The sequence below is a fragment of the Methanobrevibacter wolinii SH genome, assembly GCF_000621965.1.
Taxonomy (GTDB): Archaea; Methanobacteriota; Methanobacteria; order Methanobacteriales; family Methanobacteriaceae; genus Methanarmilla; species Methanarmilla wolinii.
This window is the reverse complement of sequence record NZ_JHWX01000017.1, coordinates 20,488-44,000: the sequence shown is the minus strand read 5'-3', so window position 1 is coordinate 44,000 and position 23,513 is coordinate 20,488. Positions and strand designations below refer to the sequence as shown.

Genomic DNA, 23,513 nt, shown 5'->3' with positions numbered 1-23,513 from the left:
TTTTACCTAAAATTTCATTTATTTAATAAATAATTACTTAATTAAATTTTTTTATTTATTATTAAATTTAATTAATAAATCTTATTTAGTTTAATTATTTAAATAGAATTTATTAATTATTATATTATTCCAATAAATGGTTTTTAGGATAATTTAAACGCATTATTTTATAAGAACTGTTTATTTAAGATATACTTAAATTATTAAATTTAATAATTTATGTTTTTGAAAAATATTTAAATTAAATTAGATTAAATTTTAAAGATTTTTAATTTTTATTCTTAATCTTAAGTTTGTTTGGAAATTTTTAATTTTTAAATTTAAATTCTAATTATTTAAGTTGATTTATAAATTTTATATGACTTATTTAAATTAAGCCGTAAAGGAGGCTTATTATGTCAAAAGGTGAAGAACTAACTACTACTAAATATCTCATTTATGCAGATATTAATGCTAATGGGGTTGTTGAAAAACCTGATGTTGTTGGTGCTATTTTTGGTCAAACTGAAGGTCTTTTAAGTAATGATTTAGATTTGAGAGAACTTCAAAGAACTGGAAGAATAGGCAGAATTCAGGTTATTATTCATTCTAATGGTGGTCGTGCTAAAGGTGAAATAGTAATTCCTTCTAGTTTAGATAGGATTGAAACAGCTATTTTAGCAGCATCACTTGAAACAATTAACCGTGTTGGACCTTGTGAAGCAAACATCAAAGTTAATAAAGTTGAGGATGTTCGTGCAGTTAAAAGGCAACAAGTTGTTAACCGTGCAAAAGAAATATATAAAGGTATGATGGATAGTGTTACTCCTGCAAGTATGCAAATGATTGAAGAAGTAAGGGAAGCTATGCGTGTTCATGAAATATCTGAATTTGGTGAGGAAAGACTCCCTGCTGGACCTAGTGTTCATACTTCAGATGCAATCATTGTTGTTGAAGGAAGAAATGATGTATTAAATCTTTTAAAATATGGTATTAAAAATACTGTTGCTGTAGAAGGAGTTAATGTTCCTAAATCTATTGCAGATTTAACTAAAAAAAGAACTGTTACAGTATTTGTAGATGGTGATCGTGGTGGAGAACTTATCTTAAAAGAACTTCTTCAAGTAGGGGATGTTGATTTTGTAACTCGTGCTCCTGTTGGAAAAGAAGTTGAAGATCTTGAAAAAGATGAAGTTATTACAGCTCTTAGAGATAAAACTCCTATTGAACAATTTTTAGCAACTACTAGTTTAATTTCTAATTCAGATGTTCAAAATAAAAAATCTTCTAAAAAATCTAGAAGAAATAATAATAACCATAACAATAATCATAAAAATAATTATAAATATGATAATGATTATGATTATGAGGATATTGTTGAGCAACCAGATTTTGTTGTTGAAGATGATGATGAAATCAGTTTAATGAAAGACATGTTAAAAGAAATTGAAGGTTCTGGCACTGGAGAAATCTTAGATAATGCATTAAACCTTATGAAAGAAGTAAGTGTTGAAGAACTTTATAATGAAGTACAACATGTTGAAGATAATGCAGAAACAATAATCTTTGATGGTGTTGTTTCACAAAGATTAATTGATGCATCTTATAAAAAAGGTATTAAAAATATTGTAGCTTTTAAAACTCAAAATGTTGTTAAAAAACCTCATGGTTTAAAAGTTATTACTTTAGAATAAAAATAGATTTTTTCTATTTTTATTTTCATTATTTGTTATTTTTATTGTTTGCTTTGTTTTGTGTTTTTTCTTGTTTTTAGCTATTTTTTCTTATTATTGATTTATTATTAATTATTGTTTTTCTTGTTTGTTTATTTTGTGTTTTTTTTAGCTATTTTCTTATTAATGATTTAATTATTAATCACTGATTTTTTTATTTGTTATTCATTATTTTACATAATATTGCTATTTAAACTATGTAAAACATTCATTTCTTTCCATTTTATAAATCCTAATTCATCAATATATTCTTCATCACAATGAACTTTTTCTACACGTCCAAAGAATACTTCATGTGTTCCAGGTTTAATACTATCAATTACCTTACATTCAAAGTTAACTGGACAATCTACAATTATTGGTGCATTTACAATATCTCCATCAATAATCTCAATATTTTCTAATTTATTAACATCATAACCTGAAACAGTACCTAAATATCTTACAAGGTCTATATGTTCGTCAGTAGGAATATTAACTATAAACTCTTTCTGTTCTTTTATGATATGATGTGAAAATCTTTTATCAATAATTGCAATCATTATAATTTTTGGATCAAAGCTTACATTTCCTATAAATCCTACTGCAAGTGCATTGTCTCGTCCATCTTTATCTCTACATGATACAATAGTACATGGTTCTGGATTTACATATTTATCATATCTTACTTCTTTTTTCATTTTAAAACCTCTTATTGGAATATTTTATATTAATTAATTTTATTTTTTTATTTTAAAAGTATATTTTCTTTAATTTTATTGTATTTTTCTTAATTTTAGTTATTTTAGTTTTCTATAACTATATTCAAGTTTTAACTTAATTTTTCATGTTTATTTAGTAATTTTGCAGTTATATTTTTTAACCAAAATATTTATTTACTTCGTTATACTATTATTATTTACTTCGTTATATCTTTATAAAAAATTATTTTATTTATAGTTTAGTTTATTAAATATAAATTCAATTTATAAATTATTATAATTTAAAACTAATTAATTTAATAATTAAATTTTTTAATAAATAAGTTTTTAAATGGATTAAACTTTTATTAGATTTTTATATTTTTATTTTAAGTTATTATTCTATAATTTTAATGATATAACTAATTTTTATTTAATTAAGTTTTATTAAAAGGGATTATTATGCCTAGATTTTCAAATATGAAAAACATTATTAATTCAAATCAAGTCAAAGTATCTCCTACTTCTATTAATCTTCCTCAATATGATGAAGAAGGAAATAAAATTAGTATTTTAGATTTATTTGATTTTAATGAAATGTGTGAAGATTATGTTATAGATTTGGAAATTAGGAATTATTCACAAAATACTATTAAAACTTATACAAATATTATTCAAAATTTTATTTCTTATCTTACTATGCAAGATAATTTATATGATGAAAGGGTTTTTTTAAGATCATTTAAACGTTATATTCAACATCTTAAAAGAGATAAAGGTGTTTCACAAAATTATATTTATCTTGTAACAATAACTATTAAAAAATTCTTAGAATTTAATGATATTGATTTTTTATATGATATTGAATTTCCTAAACGAACTAAAGCTCTACCTAAATCTTTAAATGAACATGAGGTAGAACTTTTAATTGAAGCAGTAGATAAAGATAAAGAAAATACAAAATTGCAAAAATTTAATAAAATGAGGAATAAAACAATTTTTACAATATTATATTCATCAGGACTTCGTATAAGTGAATTATTAAATTTAAAATATTCTGATATTGATTTTGAAACACGTACTATGAGAATTAGAGGTAAAGGTGATAAAGATAGAATTGTTTTATTTGATAATAATGCAAAAAATGTTATTTTGGAGTATAATAAATTAAGAGATCAATCTAATCCATTATTGATATATAATAAAAATGGAGATAAATTATCTTCACGTTATGTTGAAATTTTAATTAAAAAATATGCTAAAGTTGCAGGTATTAAGAAAAAAGTTACTCCTCATATTTTAAGACATTCTTTTGCAACACATTTACTTAAACATGGTGTAGATATAAGAATAATTCAACAATTACTTGGTCATGCAAGCTTATCAACTACACAGATATATACAAGTGTAGATATGGAATCTGTTAAGAATATTTATGATGAAGCTAGATCTGAAGAAATTATTTGATCTTTAAATGAGTTTTTATTAATTAGTTAAAAATTTTTATTTACTCTTTTTTAAAGCTTTTTAAATTCTTTTATTAGAAATGCATATATTATATATTTAAAAGTTTGTTTAAACTCTTTATTATCAATGTATATATTAATATATTATTTTATTTTTGGAGCCTTTGTTTAAATTCTTTATTTGGAATGTATATATTTAATATATTTTTAAAATATTTGTTTAAACTTTTTATTATTTATGTTATATGTGTCTGTGTAATATTTTTTTATTAAATTATTGTTTAATTACTTTTATCCTATTTAAAGATAGTTTAATAAAGTTTTCTTAATAGTAGTTTAGTAACATTTGTATATTAAAATATATAAAATTATATGAACTTATTTTAGTATTTTAATATTCTATACTCTTTATTTTAAAAATTAAATAGTAAGTTATTTAAATAAGAATGATTTTTATATATAAAACTATCGAAATATTTATATATTATCATAAATACATTATATATTGTATTAAAAAAATTGACTGATTTTTTATGAAAGTTCTTGGTAACAGTTTGCATATTGCAAACTCTGGTAAATTAATTGCAAGAGGAAAACAAACTCCTATTGCTGGTGCTTTAGTTTTTAATAGTAAAAAGAATAAAATAGGCAAAGTTAATACTGTTTTTGGACCTACTAAAAGTCCATATATTTCTATTAATCTTTTTAGATCTACTAATAGAAATCAGATAATAAATAATTATGGAGAAAAACTATTTGTTTCAACTAAAAGGAATAAAAAGAGAAAATCACGCAGATAATTAAATTATTTAAGTATTTATTATTGTGTGCTGTTATCAATATATTTTGAAGTTTAATTTATAAAATAAATTTATTATTTTCATATATATTATTACTATTATACATTCAAGTTATTATATGGAAAATTTTTTATTCATGGGGATGATATTATGGATAATGAAGAATTAAAAAACATGATTTCTAAAACCAGGAAATCTAAACAAATTTTCAGTAATGGTGTTCCAGATAATCATATTTCTCAAAAAGAACAAATGCAACATGATGTATTTGATATGGATAAGATAACTCAATGTCCAGAATGTGGTTCAGATAAATTTATAAGGGATTATGTAAGATCTGAGGTTGTTTGTGAAAATTGTGGTTTTGTTATAGATGAAAACCTTCTTGATATGGGTCCTGAATGGAGGGCTTTTGATCATGAACAAAGAGATAAACGTACTCGTGTAGGTGCTCCTACTACTTATACAATTCACGATAAAGGTCTTAGTACCATGATTGATTGGAGAAACAAAGATATTTATGGTAGAGATATTCCTGCTCGTAATCGTGCTCAATGGTATCGTTTAAGAAAATGGCAAAGAAAAATTAGAATTTCTGGAGCTACTGAAAGGAACCTTGCTTTTGCATTAAGTGAACTTGATAGATATTCTTCTAGACTTGGTCTTCCTAGAAGTGTTAGGGAAGCTGCTTCAGTTATTTATAGAAGTGCTGTTGAAAATAAACTTATTCGTGGTAGAAGTATTGAAGGTGTAGTTGCTGCTAGTTTATATGCTGCTTGTAGGCAATGTAAAGTTCCTCGTACTTTAGATGAAATTGCAGATGTTTCAACTGTAACTAAAAAAGAAGTTGGTAGGACTTACAGATTCTTAGCTCGTGAATTACATATCAAATTACCACCTACATCTCCAGTAGATTATGTACCTAGATTTGCTAGTGAATTAGGTTTATCTGGTGAAGTTCAATCTAAAGCTATTGATATTATTAATCAAGCAATGGATAAAGGTTTAACTTCTGGTAGAGGACCTACTGGTGTTGCTGCAGCTGCATTATATATTGCATCTGTTTTATTAGGTGAAAGGAAAACACAAAGAGATGTTGCAGAAATTGCTGGTGTAACTGAAGTTACTATTAGGAATAGGTATAAAGAGTTAACAGAACAATTAGATATGGGAGTAACTTTATAAGCTTCTTTATCTTAATTTTTACTATTTTTTTAGATTTATTTTCTTATTAAAATTTTTTAAATTATCCTATTTTTAATATAAAGTTTTATTTATATTTTATTTTGTATATATTCAAAAATTTTATTAAATTTTTCTTATTTTACAAATTATTATTTGTTTAAATTTAATTATATTTTTTAAATAATCTTCTTTATTTTACATACTTTATATACTGATATTAAAAAGATTAAAAAAATTTTTATGTACTATTTTTTAGCTATTTACTTTAAATTTTAACTTATTTTTGTTTTATTGATATTATTGGTTTTTTTAAAGCTATTCTAATTTTTTTATTTATATTAAGACTAATATAAAATCTTAATATTTTCTTTTGTTTAAATCCATTAATTTTAGAATAATTTTGGGTTTGTTGAATTCCTATTTTTTATAAAAATTTAAACAATAATTAATGTTTGAAAATCAATTTTAAGAAAATTTATTCAAAAGATTTTGAGGATTTCAACAAAGCCATAATTTTATTAAATTTGTTTTTTAATTATTAAATATTTATAAGAAAATAAGATTTAATAGATTCATATTTTATTTGAATATTTTTATTTTCATTGTTAAATTGGTTTATATTTTATATAATTATCTAATAGTGGTATTTTTATTTTTAGATAAAAATTTTATTGGGTTTTTTCTTTTTTATTTCTTATTTGGTGTTTATTTTATGTTTTAGTTTCTGTTTGTTTTTCTTTATTTTGTATACTCTATATACTGATATTGAAATATACTGTTTTTATGATCAATATTTAATTTTTTATTTAACTCTAATTTTATTCTTATTTGATTTATTTGCTAGCTATTTTTAATTATTTTTAAAGTTTTTATTATTATTCTAAATTTGAGTTTTTGATTTTTCTTGAGATTGTGTTATTTTTTAATTTATTAATTTTTTTTTTAATTTTTCTTGAGTTTTTAAATTATTAAATTTTTTACTATTTTCTAATTTTTTTATGAACTTAATTGTTTTTCCATAAATTATTTAAACTTTTTAAAAATTATTTAAATATTAATAATTATAAAGATATCTGTTAAGTTTAATTATTTTTTTATAAATGATATTTTTATTAAAAATAGTGTAGGTTAATTTATGGAAAAAGATAATTATTATCTTGCAGGATTAATATTAATAATATTTGGAGCTTTAATTTATTTTACAAGCTTTCTTGATCTTATTATAAGACCATTATTTCAACCTTTACTTATGGGATCATCTAAAGGAAAAGATGTCTTATATTTTGTAATATTTGGGATATTTTTAATCTGTTCAAGATATGGTGAAAAACATAATATAAATTGGTTTAATAAATCTAATGATTTTTATCTTAAATTATCTTTAGTTTTAATTTTAATTCTTGGTATTATTGGAATATTAACTGAAATTTATATTAGATTAAAACTTAATTTACCTTTAGAAACTACCTTTGTTGTTGTAGAACCTAAAATGACAACAACAAGTATTCAACATTCACATGTTTTTAAATCAGTATTTGGATCAATACTTGTTTTAATTATACAAAATATTCCAAGTAGTATTCATATAGGTAATAGTCTTGCACCATATATTCCAAATGTGGTTAAAGGATGTTTTGTAATTGTTCCTATTTTATTTATTACAATGATTAAATCTGTTGAAAATAGGAGTCTTTTTCCAAAACTATTATTAATATTCTTATTAAGTCTTGGTATAATTGGTATTATGGATGGTGGTTTATTTGCAACTCCTACTATTGCTGGAATTTATGGAATTTTAATCATCATGTTTAATGAGTATTTAATTGATTATGTAAGTCCTATTTTAACAAAGACTAAAAAAACTACTAAATATATTGATGCATCTAAACAATATACTGAAGCAAGTACTTTAAAAGATAATATATTAAAAGATTTATCTATATTTAGAGATAATATTTCAAAGAAGAAAAACATTAAACATTATTTTAAGATTGCTCTTCCTCATATTACTCTTTGTCTTATTATTATTCTAAGATTTGCATTTGTATTTGCTTGTGCTCAAACCTCTTATTATGAGGTAAATATTTTAGAACCACAAGATAATATTGATTTAAATGATTATGGTGTGTTAAGTGTTAAACATTCTCCTGATAGGGAGGTTTATCATTTATCTCCAAATCATAATGAAATGAAACTTTTAAATAGTTTAGATTTTCGTTTAAATGGTACGTGTAAGGCATTTACTATTTCATGGAATCCTTATTCTTATCTTTAAACTTTTTTAATTTATTTTTAAAATTCTAGTTTTTATAATAGTTTAAATAGTATTAGTATTCTTTTAAATTGTATATAGTTAAGTTTTGTAAGTAAGTTTATAATGGTTTAAATAGTATTAGTATTCTTTTAAATTGTATGTAGTTAAGTTTTGTAAGTAAGTTTATAATGGTTTAAATAGTATTAATATTCTTTTAAATTGTATGTAGTTAAGTTTTGTAAGTAAGTTTATAATAGTTTAAATAGTATTAGTACTTAAAAACTAAAATTAAAAAACCTTATTTTAAAAATTAAAAGTATTTAAATATTGTTAATTTTTAGTAAGTAGAACTTTCATTTTTATTTTTTAATTTTATTAAAATATTTTAAAAAAATCTTTTTTTTATTAAAATTTAATATACTTTGTATGATATATTAGTATATGTTAAGTCTTTTAGAAACTGTTTTATATTATGAGTTTTTAATTTTAAGACTAGTTTTTAGAATTTTTAGAAATTATTTTATATTAAAAGATTTTAATTATGTTAAAATCATTAGTTATTTTTATATTTTTTAAGTGAGGAATCTGTAAGATGAAATTAAGTATTATAATCCCAACATATAATGAAGAAGAGTATTTACCTAAACTTCTTGATAGTATTAAGAGGCAAGATTATAAAGATTATGAAATAATTGTTGCAGATGCAGATTCTACAGATAAAACGGTTAATATAGCACGTAATTTTGGATGTAAAATAGTTAAAGGTGGTATGCCTGCTGTAGGTAGGAATAATGGTGCTAAAATTGCTAAAGGTGATATTTTACTATTTTTAGATTCTGATTTAAAACTTTCAAAAGGATATCTTAAAAATTGTGTATCTGAATTTGAAGAGGATAATCTTGGAATTGCAATTAGTCAAATGATGGCAGATTCTGATAGAAAATATTATCAAATATTACATGATTTTGCAAATAAATTCATGATTTCTGTAGAAAATATTAAACCTCATGGAGCAGGATGTTATGGTATTATTTCTAGAAGAAGTCTCCATGAAAAAGTTGGTGGATTTGATGAAACATTAGATTTTGGTGAAGATACTGACTATATTGAAAGAATTGGAGATATCTCTAATTTTAAAGTATTAAGAACTGCAAAATTATATGTTTCAACTAGGAGACTTGAAGAAGAAGGTTTACTTTCTCTTATAAAGGTTTATGGTAAAAGTACAATTAATGATTTTAGAGGTAAAAGAACATCTGCAGAAGAGTTAGGTTATACTTTTGGTCATGATTCTAATTTAAATGTAGATGAGAATTCTTCAAATGGTATTAATTCTAATTCATCTAAAGTTGATTATACTCCATCTAAACTTAAATTTAAGTCTTTAAATAAACCAATTAATAAAAAATCTAATTATCATAATTCTGTTAATAAAAATAAAATTAAAACACAAAGTAAAAATAGAAATATTATTAATTTAAAAACTAATGATTTAAGAAATTCTAAATCTAAAAAAATTAAACCAAGTACAATTAAAACTAAAAAACCAATTAAAATTTCAACAAAAAAAGTTCAATATAAAAACAACAATGGAATAGAATTTAAATCAAATAAAACTCAGCATAATGCTAGTGAAAATAGTTTTAACTCTAATATGGGTTTAGATGAGATATTTGGTAAAAATGAAAAAGATTCTAATATTAAAACTTTAAATAATTTAGAATCTGAATCTAATGGAACTTCTATTAGTATGAAGTCTCAGAGTAATTTAGAATCTAAATCTAATAGAACTTCTCCTAGTAAGTCCCAGAGTAATTTAGCTAAATCTAAAAATTCTACTAATCAAGAATCTAATACTTACTTAGTTAAATCTAATAATAATCAATTAGCTATTAAAAAAGATAAGAATAAAGTCATTTTTTATTGTGTATGTGGAGAAGGTATGGGTCATGCAATAAGAAGTGCTGTAATTTTAGAACATCTTGTTAAAGAATATGATGTATATATCTTTTCTGGAAATAGGGCATATTCTTATTTAAATAGTAAATTTGATAATGTTTATGAAATTGGTGTATTTAATACAGTTTATAAGGATAATGTTGTAAATGATGTTGCAACATTTAAACAATGTATGAAAGAAAACCCATCTAATATTAAAAAGTGTTATAATACAATATTTAAATTAGCAAAAAAATATAAGCCAGGTTTAATTATTTCTGACTTTGAAAATTATAGTAATCTTGTTGCTAATTATCTAAATATTCCTTTAATAAGTTTAGATAATATTCATATGATTAGTGAAACTGAAATTGATTATCCACCTAATCATAAAATTGATATGTTAAAAGCTAAAGCAGTAATTAAAGTCTATGTTCAAAATGCTAAAATACATATTCTTACAAGCTTTTTTAATCCACCTATTAAAAAATCTAGTAATTCCGTAATTTATCCTCCAATTTTAAGAGATAATATAATGGCTCTTAAACCAGTAAAAGGAGATAAAATTTTAGTTTATCAAACTAGTGATTCTAATTATAAACTTATGGAAAATCTTAAAAAGATTGATGAAGAATTTATTGTTTATGGTTTTAATAAAAATGGTTATGATAAAAATTTAACTTATAGGGAATTTAATGAAGATGTCTTTTATGATGATTTAAGAACTGCTAAAGCAGTTATTACAAATGGTGGTTTTACATTAATCAGTGAAGCTATTTATCTTAAAAAGCCAATTTATAGTATGCCTGCTTTAGGTAATTTTGAACAAATTCTTAATGGATTTTATGTTGATAAATTAGGTTATGGAGAGTATCATGAAGATATGAAAATTAATAATATTAAAAAATTCTTATTAAATCTTGATAAATATCAAAAAAATCTTGATAAGGTTCAAAATACTGATAATACTGCTATAATTAATGAATTAGAAAAAGATATTAAGAAATATTATAAAACATAGTAAATTTAATTATTTAATTAAATATTATGAAATATTATAAAGTATAATGGATTTGATTTTTTAATTAAGTATTAAGAGATATTATAAAGTATACTGAATTTAATTATTTAATTAAATATTTAGGGATATAATTAGATTTATTATTTTTTCAACAGAGTCATTTTTATATTAAAAAATTAGTTTTAAATAATATAAAAAAGATATCTAATAAAGATAAATAATTTAATAATTTTTATTAAGTTTCAGGTGAATATATGAAAATAGTAGTGGCAATTGGAGGATCTATTTTAATACAAAAATATGACGCTAAAATGTTTAAAGCTTATGCAGACATTTTAAAATCATTATCTGAGGATAATGAAATATTTGTTGTTGTAGGTGGAGGAAAACCTGCAAGAGATTATATTAGTGTTGTAAGAGATTTAGGTTGTGGTGAAGCTCAAAGTGATGCAATAGGTATTGAAGTTACTAGAATCAATGCACAATTATTATTATCTGCTTTAGGTGATAGTGCATATCAAAAAGTTCCAGTTAACTTTAAAGAAGCTTTAGAATATTCTGCATTTGGAAAAATTATTGTTATGGGTGGAACAGAACCTGCTCATAGTACTGATGCAGTAAGTGCAATTTTAGCTGAATATGTTAAAGCAGATTTACTTATTAATTTAACATCTGTTGATGGTATGTATGATAAAGATCCTAATAAATTTGAGGATGCACAATTAATTAAAGAAATTACAGCTTCTGATATGATGGAATTCATTAAAGGTAAAGATGTAAAAGCAGGTACTTATGAATTCTTTGATATGACTGCAATTCAAATGATTAAACGTTCTTCACTTGATACTGTTATTGCTAATGGTAACAATCCAGAAAATCTTGTTAAAATTATGAATGGTGAAGATATAGGAACTAAAATAATATCTAATTAGAGGTGAAATTTATGGCAGTAGAACCACATAAACATTGTCCAGTTTGTGGAACACCAATTCCATTAAGTGAAAGAGCATGTTCTCCAGATTGTGAAAAAGTAATTCGTCAAAGAGAAAAACAAATGAATAGAAATCAAAAATTAGTAACTGTTTTATTAATTATATTTATATTGGTTTGGGCATACTTTGTAATTATTAAATAGATATTTTTTCTATTTAATTTTTTTATAAATTTTTAGTTAAACTACTTTAATTTAATCAATAATCTTTTTTAATTTTAATACAGTTAATATAATTTTTTAGTATATTTAATTCTATTTTTTAATTAATTTATATGGTGATGAGATGATTCTTTCATCAACTAATACTCTTGAAGGTAAACAAATTAAAAAATATTATGGTATTGTAACTGGAGAAGCTTTAATTGGATCAAATGTATATAAAGATTTGTTCTCTGGTGTACGTGATGTTGTAGGTGGAAGAACATCTAGGTATGAAGAAGAAATCCAAAAAGCTAGGATGGTTGCTCTTAGAAGTATGGAGGATAAAGCATTAGATTTTGGTGCTAATGCAATTATTGGATTAAAAATAAATTATGCAAATCTTGGTGGAACTATGGGTAATACTATTTTAGTTACTGCTTATGGAACTGCAATAACTTATGTTTAGTTTATTTTATAATATTATGTTTATTTGCGATTTTCACGTTTTATATTTAGTTTACTTAATTTATAAGAGTTTATTTAAATTTATTTAGTTTATTTACTTTATTTTTATTAGTTTTTTTATAATTATTTCTAAGGGAATCTAAATGAAGTTTTTAGAGGATTTTGACTTTAAAAATCGGGATAAAGAGAAAGATAAGAAAGCTGCAATTTGTATCATATTTGGTTCATTTGTAGGTTCACTTACTTATGCTCTTAGTTTTCGTTTTAATATAGCTATTTTTGGTTGGAACCTTGCATTTATTTTTGCTCCATTATTTGCAGGTTATGCTGAAACATATTTATCTAATAAACTTTTAAATGAAACTACTGGTGCAGTTAGTGCATATATCTTATTTTTTGTTACTGTAATTCATGGTTTTATCCTTGCAAATCCAACACTTGGATTTAATGGTATAACTATTGGGGCAATTATAGTTATATTACAAGCAGCATTTCCAACAACTGTTAATTATTTCTTTTTAGTTGTAATAATTGGTCTACTTTCATATAGTACTGGTTATTTTAAAAGATTAACAGATAAACTTTATTATACCTTTGTTCCAATATGGTGTAGACTTAGAGGTAAAGAATTTAAGCCTCCTAAATATCGTTTAACTAAAAAGAATTTTGCACCTGAGTTAGATAATGTAAATGTTAATAATTTAGGGGTCTTGTTTATGACTACCACTCATCCATGGCAATTAAAAGTTAAAGAATATATTGGAGTTTATGAAGGTTCAGTAATTATTCCAAATCAAAATAAACTATTTGAGGTTAAAACAAAGGAAGAAGAGGATATTCTTCTTAAAAGATTTCAGGAAGCTAAAAATATTGCATTATCTAGATTAGCTTTTGAAGTAAAAAGTCATGGTGGAAATGGTGTTCTTGATTTAGAAGTTGATTATAATATTGTTGGGGAATTATTTGGAGATAGTTTCCATATTGTTGCAAAAGGTACTGGTGTTATTTTATATTAGTTCTTTTATGGAAATAGTTTCTATATTGTTGTAAAAGCTACTGGTGTTATTTTATATCGGTTCTTTTATCCCTTTTTATTATTTTATTTTTTAAAAAATTACTTAAGAAATCTAGTTTTTAATAATTTTTATTTTTCTTATTATCCTTAATATCTTAATGAGATAAACATTATATTTATTAAGTTTAAAAATATATATTATAATATTATATTTTAAAGAATCTATATTTTTATAAGATTCTAATTTTTTTTAATTTAATTATTTTTTATAATTATTATTTTTTATTATTTTATTTTTACGGGGAAGAGATAAATGGCTGATATATCTTCAAAAGAATTATATGAATTCAAAAAAACTATTAAAAATTTATCAGAGAAAAAAGGAAGGGGAACTGAATTAGTTTCTGTATATATACCTCATTCAAAACAAATTAGTGATGTTGCAAAACAAATGAGAGATGAACTTGGACAAAGTTCTAACATTAAAAGTAAATCCACTAGAAAAAATGTTCAATCTGCTATTGAGGTTATTATTCAAAGAATTAAATTATTTAAACAAGCACCAGAAAATGGTTTAGTTTTATTTACTGGTATGATTCCTAGAGGAGGTCCAGGTACTGAGAAAATGGAAACATATGTATTAGAACCACCTGAACCTATTACAACATATTGGTATATCTGTGATAGTACTTTCTATTTAGAACCATTAGAAGAAATGGTATCTGAAAGAGATGTTTATGGTATTTGTGTTATTGATAGGAAAGAAGCAACTATTGCTACTTTAAAAGGTAAACATATTAATGTTATTGCTACTTTAACTAGTGGTGTACCAGGTAAACATAAAGCAGGAGGTCAATCTCAAAGAAGGTTTGATCGTGTTATTGAAGATGCTGCAAGAGAATTCCTTAAAAGGATTGGTAGACATGTTAATGAAGCATATTTACCTATTAAAGATGATCTCAAAGGTGTATTATTAGGTGGACCAGGTAATACTAAAATTGATTTCTATGAAGGAGACTTCATGCAATATGAAATTAAAGATAAAGTTATTACTACTGTAGATACCTCTTATACTGGTGAATTTGGTATTCGTGAGGTTATTGATAAAGCTTCAGATACTCTTGAAGAATTAGATGTAATGAAAGAGAAAAAAATTGTTCAAAAATTTTTACATGAGCTTATCAATGATAAAACTGGTCTTGCTAGTTATGGTGAAGATGAAGTTAGACGTAATCTTCAAATTGGTGCTGTAGATACTCTTCTTCTTTCTGAAGGTCTTAAATTAAAACGTGTAACTATGAAATGTCCTCAATGTGGTTGGACTAAAAATATTACACCAAGAAAAAAATCAGATCTTGAATTTACATGTGATAAATGTAATGAACGTATGAAAGAAGATAAAAGTGTTGATCTTGTTGATACTTTTGTTGAAATGGCTGAAGAAGTTGGTTCTCATGTTGAATTAATTTCAACTGAAACTGAAGAGGGTATGCAATTATATCGTGCTTTCGGTGGAATTGCAGCTATATTAAGATATCATATTTAGATTTTTTAATTTTTTATTTTCTAAATTTTTTCTAATTTTTATATTTTATTTTGACTTTCTTGAAATTCTTAAAATTTAGAATATAATTTATTTATAATTTAAGGATAATTAGGTTTTATTTGGTTTAATTTTTGAATATCTTTTTGTGGAGTTTTATTATTTAAAGATATTTGGTTTAATTTTTGAATATCTTTTTGTGGAGTTTTATTATTTAAAAATACTTAGATTTTTTGTTAAATTTTTGAATATCATTTAACAGGGTCTTTATTTTAAAATTATTAGATTTTTGATATAATTTAAAAGTTTTACTTTTATTCTTATTATTTTTAAACTTAATTCTTAATTTTGTTTAACATTTGTACATATTGTTAAAATTATGTCAGTTTTATTTATAAAAATAAAAAGATGTTTCATATAATTTATATGTTTATTGAATAATTTCCATAAATATATTTGATAACTATAATTTTATATATTAAAAAATTAAAAAAGATATACAGTGAGTTATTAAAAAATATTATTATCTGAACGATATATTTTAATCTTATAATAATTTATTAATAGGAAAATGAAGGGTGTATAATGGATAAAAAAAGATATAAAATAGGTCCTGGGACTATTAGTGTAATTAATATTGATCAATATAATGAAATTAAAGATGCATTTTTAAATAAAAATCAAGCTAAATCATCTTTATTTAGGAAGTTTCATAAATTATATAATATTGATAAATATACTTTTAAAGCAATTCTTAATGAGATTTATGATGAGCATCAACATCCAGCAGCTCCTGTATCTCATCATGTTAAATCTAAAAGGAAATATAGTTCTACTAAAAATGAGTATTTAATTGGTTATAATTCTCATCAATATTATAAAAATCCTCCAAAAACTGATGTTATTCCAAGACAACATAATAATTAAGTTTAGTTATAATAATTGATTTATTTAGATAATTTAATTAAATTTAATTAAATTTATTTTATTTTATTACTTTTAAACTTTAATACAATCTAATAATTGAATTTATTTTATTTTATTAATTAAAAGCTTTAATACAATTTAATAATTAAATTTATTTTATTTTATTACTTTAAAACTTTAATACTATCTAATAATTAAAATTTAATTATTTTATTATTGTTTTTTAAGTTTATTTCTTTTTTTTTAATTGTTTTTTCTATTATTTCATATTAAACTTTTTTTATTAATTTTTAATTATTATCTCTTTCTATTTTCATATAGTTAAAATTTTATTTTATTAAATGTTTAATTTATTTTTTGTATTTTTATTCTTGTTTTGTATATATATTTTGTGTTTTTTATGTATTTCTTATTTAATTCTTATTTTTTTTATAGATGGTAAATTTTATATTAAATTAATTTAAAATAATTATATAAGATATGTAAATTTTATTTTAATTTAAAAAATAAAATAGGAGATTATTTTTAAATATTTTTTAGACTTTTAATTTTATTAAGACTATTTTTAAAGATTTTGATTTTTAATTAAAAAAAGATATTTTTAAATATCTTGAAAATTATATTATTATAAGTTATAAGTTATCGGAGGCATAGTGTGAAAAACATTAATGTAGGTGTTATCGGTGTTGGAGCAATGGGATATAACCATGCTCGTGTATATTATAAATTAGAGAATGCAAATCTTATTGCAGTATCAGATGTATCAGAAAATACTTTAAATAAAGTAGCAAATAAATTTGATGCAAAACCTTATGCTGATTATGAGGATTTATTAAATGATCCTGAAATAGAAGTTGTAAGTGTATGTGTACCAACTACCTTCCACCATGATGCGGTAATGGCAGCTATTGAACATGGTAAACATGTTCTTGTTGAAAAACCAATAGCATTTAGTTTAGAAGAAGCTGAAGAAATGATTCAAGCAGCTCATGATAAAGGTGTGTTACTTGCAACTGGACATGTAGAAAGATTTAATCCAGCTGTACAAAAAGCTAAAGAATTAATTGATAATGATGTTATTGGTGATGTTGTATCAGCATCAGCTAAAAGGGTAGGACCATACCCACCTAGAATAAGAGATGTAGGTGTTGCAATAGATTTAGCTATTCATGATTTAGATGTAATGTACTACTTATTTGATCAAGAGGTAAAACAAGTATATGCTACAATGGGTAGTATTTTAGAAGATTGTGAATATGAAGACCATGCAGAAATTATGGTTAATTTCGCTGGTGGAACAACTGGTATGCTTGAAGTAAATTGGTTAACCCCATATAAAAGAAGAGAAATCTCTATTACAGGAACCGATGGAATTATTAGTGTAGATTACATTGATCAAAGTATTGATGTACATGGTAAATTTGCACAAGATATTCAAATTGAACACAAAGAACCATTAAAAGAAGAGTTAAGTTCCTTCTTAGATGCTGTTGCTAATAATAAACAACCAGTAATTACTGGTGAAGATGGTCTTAATGCTCTTAAAATGGTTATTGCTGCAGATAAATCTTCACAAGTCCAAAGACCAATTTCTTTTGATGAATTAAAAGAATAAATTTATTAACTGGTGATTATATGGATAATACTGAACTTATTAATAAAGCTCATGAATTAAGAGCACATGGATTAACTACTGGAGAAATTGCTGATGAATTAAATGTATCTATTGATACTGCTAGATGGTTAACACTTCAACAATCTGCTGATACTAAAAAAGAAGATGTTCCAGTTGATTTTGCTGTAAATTGGAATAGTCTTGGTGGAAGTTCTACAAGACTTAAATATGTTTCAGCAGCTTTAAGTGATATGGCTCTTACTGAAGGAGAAGCTGATGTAATTCTTGGTATTGCAGTTAGTGGTATTCCATTTGCAACTATGATGGCTGATTATTATTCTTATGAAATGGGCTATGATACAGCTCTTGCAGTTTTCCATCCACAAAAAACAAAAATAGAAAATGAGGATTTCGCTGATAATGCTGGTACTATCAGTACTAATTTTGCTTCTGTTGAAGGAAAAAGAGTTGTTGTAGTAGATGATGTAATCACTAGTGGAAAAACTATGGATGAAGTAATTAAAACAATTAAAGATCTTGGTGGAGAACCAATTGCTGTAGCTGTTTTAATTGATAAAGCAGGTTTTGATTATATTGATGGTGTTCCTGTTAAATCATTAATTAGTGTTTCTAGACTAGGATAATTTTTATCCTTCTATTTTTTTATTTTATTTTGTATTCTTTCTGTTTTTGTGTTTTTTTGTATATTTTGCTTTCTTAGTTTTTTTATTATTTTTTTATATTTCTTATTTTCATTTAATTATGAATAGTTTTTATAAATTTAAAAATAGTATTTTCTTTATTTGATTTATTATGTTTTAATTTTAAGTTGTAGTATTTAGAATAAGTGTTTAAATTGATTATGTTTTAATTTTATGTTATAGTATTAAAAATAAGTGTTTATTTTGAATTTATTATGTATTAAAAATAATTAAAAAAAGAATAAGAATTATAAGTATTCAAGTAATTCTCTTCCAACTTTAACTCCTAATTCTTTAGCAGCTCTAATTGATGATGCTGATTTAACTTGATGTAAGATTTCACCATCTTCATTTAATAAGATTGAGTAAAGTTCAAGTTTATTGTCTTTATTTAATTTAGCATATGATCCAAGTGGCCATTGACATCCTATACCTAATTCATATAATACTGTTTTTTCAGCAAGTACTGCTTTATTTGAATTATAATCATCAATTTTTTTAAGTGTATTAATAATTTCTTTATTATCTTTTCTTGTAATAACTGCAAGTGCTCCTTGACCTGCTGCTGGAGTAATGTAATCAACAGGGAATTCTTCTTTAATATATTTAGTTAAACCTAATCTATTAAGTCCTGCTTCAGCCATTAATGTTGCATCTGCTTGTCCATCAAGAACTTTTTTAATTCTTGTTTCTACATTTCCTCTTAATGGTTTAAATTTAAATTCTTTATTGTAATATTTACAAAATGCTTCTCTTCTAAGACTACTTGATCCAAGACTTGAACCTGCTTCTAATTCATCCCATGTTTTATTTGAAATTAGAACTTCATTTGGTTTTTCTCTTGTAGGAACTGCTGCAATTGTTAAATCACTATCAAGTTCTGTTGGAACATCTTTAAGGCTGTGTACTGCAAAATCAACTTCTTCATTAAGAACTGCTGAATCTAATTCTCTTGTGAATAATCCTTTTGAATCCATATTGTATAATTGGGAGTTTGTAATTTTATCTCCTTTTGTTTTTATTATGTCAATTTCTATTTTTTCACCAGTTATATTAGCAAGTTCTTGACATGTTTGTTTTGTTTGAGTAAGTGCTAATTGACTTCCTCTTGTTCCTACTTTCATCTTTTCACTCCTTTTAATTTAAAGTATTAATTAATAATTCTAATGTTATTATTTTTTCTTTTTATCTTTTATTAATTTAGTGTTATTTTAGTTTTTTTAGCCTGATTTTATTAATAATTTTATAAGTTCTAGTTTTATTTATAATCTTATTGTGCTTTTTAATGTCTTTTTAATTTTTTATTTTACTTTTTTTAAAGTATTTTTTTATTTTTAGTCTTGTTTTATTTTTCTTTATCTTTTATTTATTTGACTATAATTTGATCTATAAATTAATAAAATATTTTTATTATTTTTTACTCCATAATCTATTGCTGAATCTAAATTACTAATATATTTAACATTATCTTTTTCATTATTTCTTATTTTACTAATTAATGATTTACCTAGTTCATCAGTAAGTATAATTTTAAGCTTAGAATTATTCATAATTATTGTATCAAGGGCATTTCCAAGTATTTCCTCATTAATCTCTTCACATGTAATACCATATTTTCCACCAAGTATTATGATATAATTATTATATTGTGATACTATTTTAATTGATTCTTTAATAGCATTTGTATTTATCCCTGGATTGATTTCTTCAATAATTATTGAATTTGCTTCTTTTTTAAGTGATGTTCTACCAGGTAAACCTTTAAAATTAACTATTTTTCTAGCAATATCTTTACTATTTATTCCAAGACTTAATCCACAGGTAATAGCAGCTAAATAATTCATTATATGATATTCACCAGGAGCAAATACTTCAATATTAAATTCTCCATTAATCTTTTCACCATAAATTGTAATTAAATCATTATATTCAATACTTAAGCTTGTTTTTTCTAGGGAATAATTTATATTTTTAGCAATTAAATTTCCATTGTTATTAGTATTCTCTTTATAAATTGTAAATGTATTAATATTATTTTTATTTTTAAATTCTGGATAATATTTATTTAAGGTTTCAAGATTTATTACAATGTTTTTACAGTTGAATATTTGTTTTTTAGCTATTTTAGCATTAGACTTACCTTTAGCTATTGGATAATTTTCAACAATATTTGTAAGTATTCCAATATCACCAATTCCACATGCTCCAAGTGATGATTCAAATATTGCAGATTTATATCCTATATTATTTTTTGTGTTTCCATCATTTTTAAGACTACATTTTGGATTTTCTATTTTTTCTGCAGTATCTATTGTTTCTATAATATTTGCTGGTGTAATACTGATATTTTTTGCTAATGTGATTTTTTTATTGTTTTTAAATAAGTATGCTCCAAAACTACTTAATATAAGTGGATTATCTAAAATTTCTTTTAATATAAAACAGGTACTTGTTTTACCTTTTACTCCTGTAATTTCAATTATTGGAATATTTAATTTTCTCATTTTTTTAGTCCAATTATTAAGTATTAACTTTACTCCATCATGGTGAGTATAATATTTAATATTTGGATTTATGATTTTTTCATAGTCTTCTTTTTGTAGCATACAATGTATTGGTGATATTATGTTTAGGTTTTTTATATTTTTTAATTTTGAAATATCTTCAATCATTTTAATATCATATAATTCAAGTATTCTTCTTTTATCTTCATTTAATGTATTATAGATATCATATCCATAAACATTATTTTTATTATTTTGTTTTTTTAGTGAAATTGCTATTTTTATTCCACCATGAGTCATATCAACTATAAGATAATCCATAATATCACATGTTTTTAAATATTTTAATTTCTTGAAAGATTTTTTAGCTTTTTTAAAGTCTATTGTTTTTAGAATTTTTTATTTATTTTTAGTTTATAAATAATTTAATTTAATTCAATTAATTTAATGCTTTAAATAAGTTTTATTCTAATACATTTTAATTTGGAGTCTATTAATTTATATGTCAATAAAACTTTATTTATTATATTAAATTGTATTAATTTTTTTATTATTTTTATTACTAAACATTATTCTAAATACATGTCACTTGTATATTTAAATAAAATTTATTAGTAAAAATAGAAAATTAAGGTTTTTAAAAACCTTTTTTGTTTATTAAAATTTATAAATTAAATTTCTTTTAAATTTAATTATTTAAATTCTTCTAGGTTCAGTGTTAATTCCACCTTCACTTAATTTAGCTTTAACTTTACTGTAAAAGTATTTATTATTTGTTCTAATAAATGTAACATCGTTTTGTGATTTTCTAAAGATTAATTCTTCCATATAATTTACTTTTTCAATGTTTTGTCCATCCATTACAAATATTGCACTTTTACCTCTTTTAAGTAATTTAACACGTATCTCACTATTATCAGATACAACAAATGGCCTTACACCTAATTTATATGGGCATATTGGTACAATTACAAATCCTCTAACTTTGGGATCTACAATAGGTCCACCTGCAGACATACAATATGCTGTTGAACCACTTGGTGTAGATATAATTAAACCATCTGCTCTAAATTCTTCTACTATTTCTCCATCTACTGAAATCTCAAATTGTAACATTTTAGCAGGTTTATCTGTCATTATTACAACTTCATTTAATGCAGTGTATTCATGGTTTTCATGAGATACAATGATTTGGCTACGTTTTTCTTTATAATATTTACCTTCAAGAATACTATTTAATGTTTTAAAAGTATCACTAACTTCAATTTCAGTTAAAAATCCAACTGTACCCATATTTATACCGAATATTGGTATTTCTGTTGTTATATGTGATTGTGTTCTAAGTAAGGTACCATCACCACCAAGGATAATTGCAAAATCACTTCTTAAATCAGAAAGGTCTGTTGCAAGACCATTGAAGTTTATATTAAAGTTTATATCTTCTATTTGTTTTGCAATACTTGGTGCTTTATTCTGAGTATCTTTTATGATTTTTACAAGATCCGGATTATTTTTTAATTCAGTAAGCTTTTTAGCAAGTTCTGTTTCAATTGATACATTAATACCTTTATCAAGTAAGGTGTTTGCAATTTTAACTGCAAAAAGCATTGATTTATATTCATCAATTCTTGAAACAATTGCAACGGATTCAATCTTTTTAGTTTCATCATTATTTATAATTTTAATAAGTTTTTCATGAAGTTTTTTATTACTTGCACCAACGATTATTACCTTTTCATATATACTTAATTTTGTATCTAATTTTTCTCCATATTTATTTGTAACAATTGCTCCAGCTTCTTTAACTATTAATTGGCTTGCAGCGATATCAATTACTCTACTTCCTCTTAAATCCATAAATGCATCATATTTTCCACATGCAATATATGATAATTCAAGAACAACGGATCCAAGAACTCTCATTCTTCTTGCTGTATCTACAAGTGTTGATACTGAAACTGTTTTACTTTTTGTAAAACCTCCAAGTGAAATTTTATCAAGTTGATCTTCAGTACTTGGATGCATTTTTTTACCATTAAGTAAAGCACCTTTTCCTTTTACTGCTTGACAGATATCACCATTTGCAAAGTTTTTAATTGTACCTATTTCAACATCATTAAGTGTTGCAACTCTTCCTTTTGGTACTGGTGCTATTGCCATTGAAATACCAAATGCAGGTATGTTTTTTATTGCATTACTTGTTCCATCTAAAGGATCACATAGGAATATATACTTAGCTTCAGGTGTTTTTTCTTTTATGAGTTCTTCAGTAATATTTACTTTTTCCATTATTCCTTGACCAAGTTTTAATTCTCCTATTTCTTCACTAATAAGGTAACATATGAAATCCTGATTTTTAAGATAGGATACTACTTGGTCTTCAGCAGCTAAATCAATACGAGATGTTGGTGTTCCATCAGCTCCAATTTTAACAAATTTTCCAGATTCCTCTTTTCCAAAATGTACTTTAACTGCATTTTCAACATTTTCTATAATATCAAGAGATATTTGTTTACACATCTCTATTTCTTTTTCATCCATAGAATCCCTCT

Annotated in this window: 18 protein-coding genes; 14 read left to right on the top strand and 4 right to left on the bottom strand. The window is 23.3% G+C overall.

The window, feature by feature from the left end; genetic code table 11:
- The first annotated feature begins 395 nt into the window (after window positions 1-395).
- Entirely contained in the window at window positions 396-1,673 is a 1,278-nt protein-coding gene (dnaG, locus tag T523_RS02750; RefSeq protein ID WP_042707391.1) for a DNA primase DnaG, read from the top strand.
- A 212-nt stretch (window positions 1,674-1,885) separates the two neighbouring features.
- On the opposite strand, the gene T523_RS02745 is transcribed toward dnaG, so the two are convergent.
- Window positions 1,886-2,392: a flavin reductase family protein gene (locus tag T523_RS02745; RefSeq protein ID WP_042707390.1), complete on the bottom strand. Its 507-nt coding sequence runs from the start codon at window positions 2,390-2,392 to the stop codon at window positions 1,886-1,888.
- Between the two features lie 462 nt (window positions 2,393-2,854).
- Here T523_RS02745 and xerA point away from each other — a divergent pair, with 462 nt between their 5' ends.
- From xerA to T523_RS02680, 13 genes are all read left to right on the top strand, one after another.
- A complete protein-coding gene (gene xerA / locus T523_RS02740) occupies window positions 2,855-3,859 on the top strand; it encodes a site-specific tyrosine recombinase/integron integrase (protein WP_084486392.1) in 1,005 nt (334 codons plus the stop codon).
- 532 nt (window positions 3,860-4,391) lie between these two features.
- Complete coding sequence (locus T523_RS02735) at window positions 4,392-4,658, top strand: Gar1/Naf1 family protein (RefSeq protein WP_042707389.1); 267 nt, start codon at window positions 4,392-4,394, stop codon at window positions 4,656-4,658.
- Window positions 4,659-4,910: 252 nt separating this feature from the next.
- Entirely contained in the window at window positions 4,911-5,843 is a 933-nt protein-coding gene (locus T523_RS02730) for a transcription initiation factor IIB (protein ID WP_042707417.1), read from the top strand.
- A 1,135-nt stretch (window positions 5,844-6,978) separates the two neighbouring features.
- Window positions 6,979-8,118, top strand: coding sequence for a hypothetical protein (locus T523_RS02725; RefSeq protein ID WP_042707388.1), 1,140 nt, complete (start codon window positions 6,979-6,981; stop codon window positions 8,116-8,118).
- A 571-nt stretch (window positions 8,119-8,689) separates the two neighbouring features.
- Entirely contained in the window at window positions 8,690-11,056 is a 2,367-nt protein-coding gene (locus tag T523_RS09250) for an MJ1255/VC2487 family glycosyltransferase (RefSeq protein WP_232229025.1), read from the top strand.
- Window positions 11,057-11,310: 254 nt separating this feature from the next.
- The gene (gene pyrH, locus T523_RS02715; RefSeq protein WP_042707387.1) at window positions 11,311-11,988 is read left to right on the top strand and encodes a UMP kinase; all 678 of its coding nucleotides are present in this window, start codon (window positions 11,311-11,313) and stop codon (window positions 11,986-11,988) included.
- 11 nt (window positions 11,989-11,999) lie between these two features.
- The gene (locus T523_RS02710; RefSeq protein ID WP_042707386.1) at window positions 12,000-12,191 is read left to right on the top strand and encodes a DUF2116 family Zn-ribbon domain-containing protein; all 192 of its coding nucleotides are present in this window, start codon (window positions 12,000-12,002) and stop codon (window positions 12,189-12,191) included.
- 142 nt (window positions 12,192-12,333) lie between these two features.
- A complete protein-coding gene (locus T523_RS02705; RefSeq protein WP_042707385.1) occupies window positions 12,334-12,657 on the top strand; it encodes a heavy metal-binding domain-containing protein in 324 nt (107 codons plus the stop codon).
- 142 nt (window positions 12,658-12,799) lie between these two features.
- Window positions 12,800-13,672: a heavy metal-binding domain-containing protein gene (locus T523_RS02700; protein WP_042707384.1), complete on the top strand. Its 873-nt coding sequence runs from the start codon at window positions 12,800-12,802 to the stop codon at window positions 13,670-13,672.
- Window positions 13,673-13,984: 312 nt separating this feature from the next.
- Entirely contained in the window at window positions 13,985-15,217 is a 1,233-nt protein-coding gene (prf1, locus tag T523_RS02695) for a peptide chain release factor aRF-1 (protein WP_042707383.1), read from the top strand.
- Between the two features lie 582 nt (window positions 15,218-15,799).
- Window positions 15,800-16,141, top strand: coding sequence for a hypothetical protein (locus tag T523_RS02690; protein WP_042707382.1), 342 nt, complete (start codon window positions 15,800-15,802; stop codon window positions 16,139-16,141).
- A 655-nt stretch (window positions 16,142-16,796) separates the two neighbouring features.
- Window positions 16,797-17,756, top strand: a complete 960-nt coding sequence (locus tag T523_RS02685) for a Gfo/Idh/MocA family protein (protein ID WP_042707381.1) — start codon at window positions 16,797-16,799, stop codon at window positions 17,754-17,756.
- 20 nt (window positions 17,757-17,776) lie between these two features.
- Window positions 17,777-18,400 (top strand): orotate phosphoribosyltransferase-like protein, encoded by a 624-nt coding sequence (locus T523_RS02680; RefSeq protein WP_042707380.1) that lies wholly within the window; start codon window positions 17,777-17,779, stop codon window positions 18,398-18,400.
- 305 nt (window positions 18,401-18,705) lie between these two features.
- Here T523_RS02680 and hemC read toward each other — a convergent pair whose 3' ends face one another.
- From hemC to T523_RS02665, 3 genes are all read right to left on the bottom strand, one after another.
- On the bottom strand, window positions 18,706-19,581 hold the full coding sequence (gene hemC, locus T523_RS02675) for a hydroxymethylbilane synthase (protein WP_042707379.1): 876 nt from the start codon (window positions 19,579-19,581) through the stop codon (window positions 18,706-18,708).
- A gap of 231 nt (window positions 19,582-19,812) precedes the next feature.
- Entirely contained in the window at window positions 19,813-21,282 is a 1,470-nt protein-coding gene (gene cfbE / locus T523_RS02670) for a coenzyme F430 synthase (RefSeq protein WP_042707378.1), read from the bottom strand.
- A gap of 375 nt (window positions 21,283-21,657) precedes the next feature.
- Window positions 21,658-23,502: a bifunctional NADP phosphatase/NAD kinase gene (locus tag T523_RS02665; RefSeq protein WP_042707377.1), complete on the bottom strand. Its 1,845-nt coding sequence runs from the start codon at window positions 23,500-23,502 to the stop codon at window positions 21,658-21,660.
- Between the last annotated feature and the right edge of the window lie 11 nt (window positions 23,503-23,513).

Bases quoted from the DNA above. Each gene is read 5' to 3' on its own strand.
- hemC (WP_042707379.1), bottom strand. From the start codon at position 19,581: ATGAAAGTAGGAACAAGAGGAAGTCAATTAGCACTTACTCAAACAAAA.
- xerA (WP_084486392.1), top strand. From the start codon at position 2,855: ATGCCTAGATTTTCAAATATGAAAAACATTATTAATTCAAATCAAGTC.
- dnaG (WP_042707391.1), top strand. From the start codon at position 396: ATGTCAAAAGGTGAAGAACTAACTACTACTAAATATCTCATTTATGCA.
- T523_RS02680 (WP_042707380.1), top strand. From the start codon at position 17,777: ATGGATAATACTGAACTTATTAATAAAGCTCATGAATTAAGAGCACAT.
- T523_RS02705 (WP_042707385.1), top strand. From the start codon at position 12,334: ATGATTCTTTCATCAACTAATACTCTTGAAGGTAAACAAATTAAAAAA.
- T523_RS02700 (WP_042707384.1), top strand. From the start codon at position 12,800: ATGAAGTTTTTAGAGGATTTTGACTTTAAAAATCGGGATAAAGAGAAA.
- T523_RS02665 (WP_042707377.1), bottom strand. From the start codon at position 23,502: ATGGATGAAAAAGAAATAGAGATGTGTAAACAAATATCTCTTGATATT.
- cfbE (WP_042707378.1), bottom strand. From the start codon at position 21,282: ATGGATTATCTTATAGTTGATATGACTCATGGTGGAATAAAAATAGCA.
- T523_RS02725 (WP_042707388.1), top strand. From the start codon at position 6,979: ATGGAAAAAGATAATTATTATCTTGCAGGATTAATATTAATAATATTT.
- T523_RS02730 (WP_042707417.1), top strand. From the start codon at position 4,911: ATGCAACATGATGTATTTGATATGGATAAGATAACTCAATGTCCAGAA.
- T523_RS02745 (WP_042707390.1), bottom strand. From the start codon at position 2,392: ATGAAAAAAGAAGTAAGATATGATAAATATGTAAATCCAGAACCATGT.
- T523_RS02735 (WP_042707389.1), top strand. From the start codon at position 4,392: ATGAAAGTTCTTGGTAACAGTTTGCATATTGCAAACTCTGGTAAATTA.
- T523_RS09250 (WP_232229025.1), top strand. From the start codon at position 8,690: ATGAAATTAAGTATTATAATCCCAACATATAATGAAGAAGAGTATTTA.
- prf1 (WP_042707383.1), top strand. From the start codon at position 13,985: ATGGCTGATATATCTTCAAAAGAATTATATGAATTCAAAAAAACTATT.
- pyrH (WP_042707387.1), top strand. From the start codon at position 11,311: ATGAAAATAGTAGTGGCAATTGGAGGATCTATTTTAATACAAAAATAT.
- T523_RS02710 (WP_042707386.1), top strand. From the start codon at position 12,000: ATGGCAGTAGAACCACATAAACATTGTCCAGTTTGTGGAACACCAATT.
- T523_RS02690 (WP_042707382.1), top strand. From the start codon at position 15,800: ATGGATAAAAAAAGATATAAAATAGGTCCTGGGACTATTAGTGTAATT.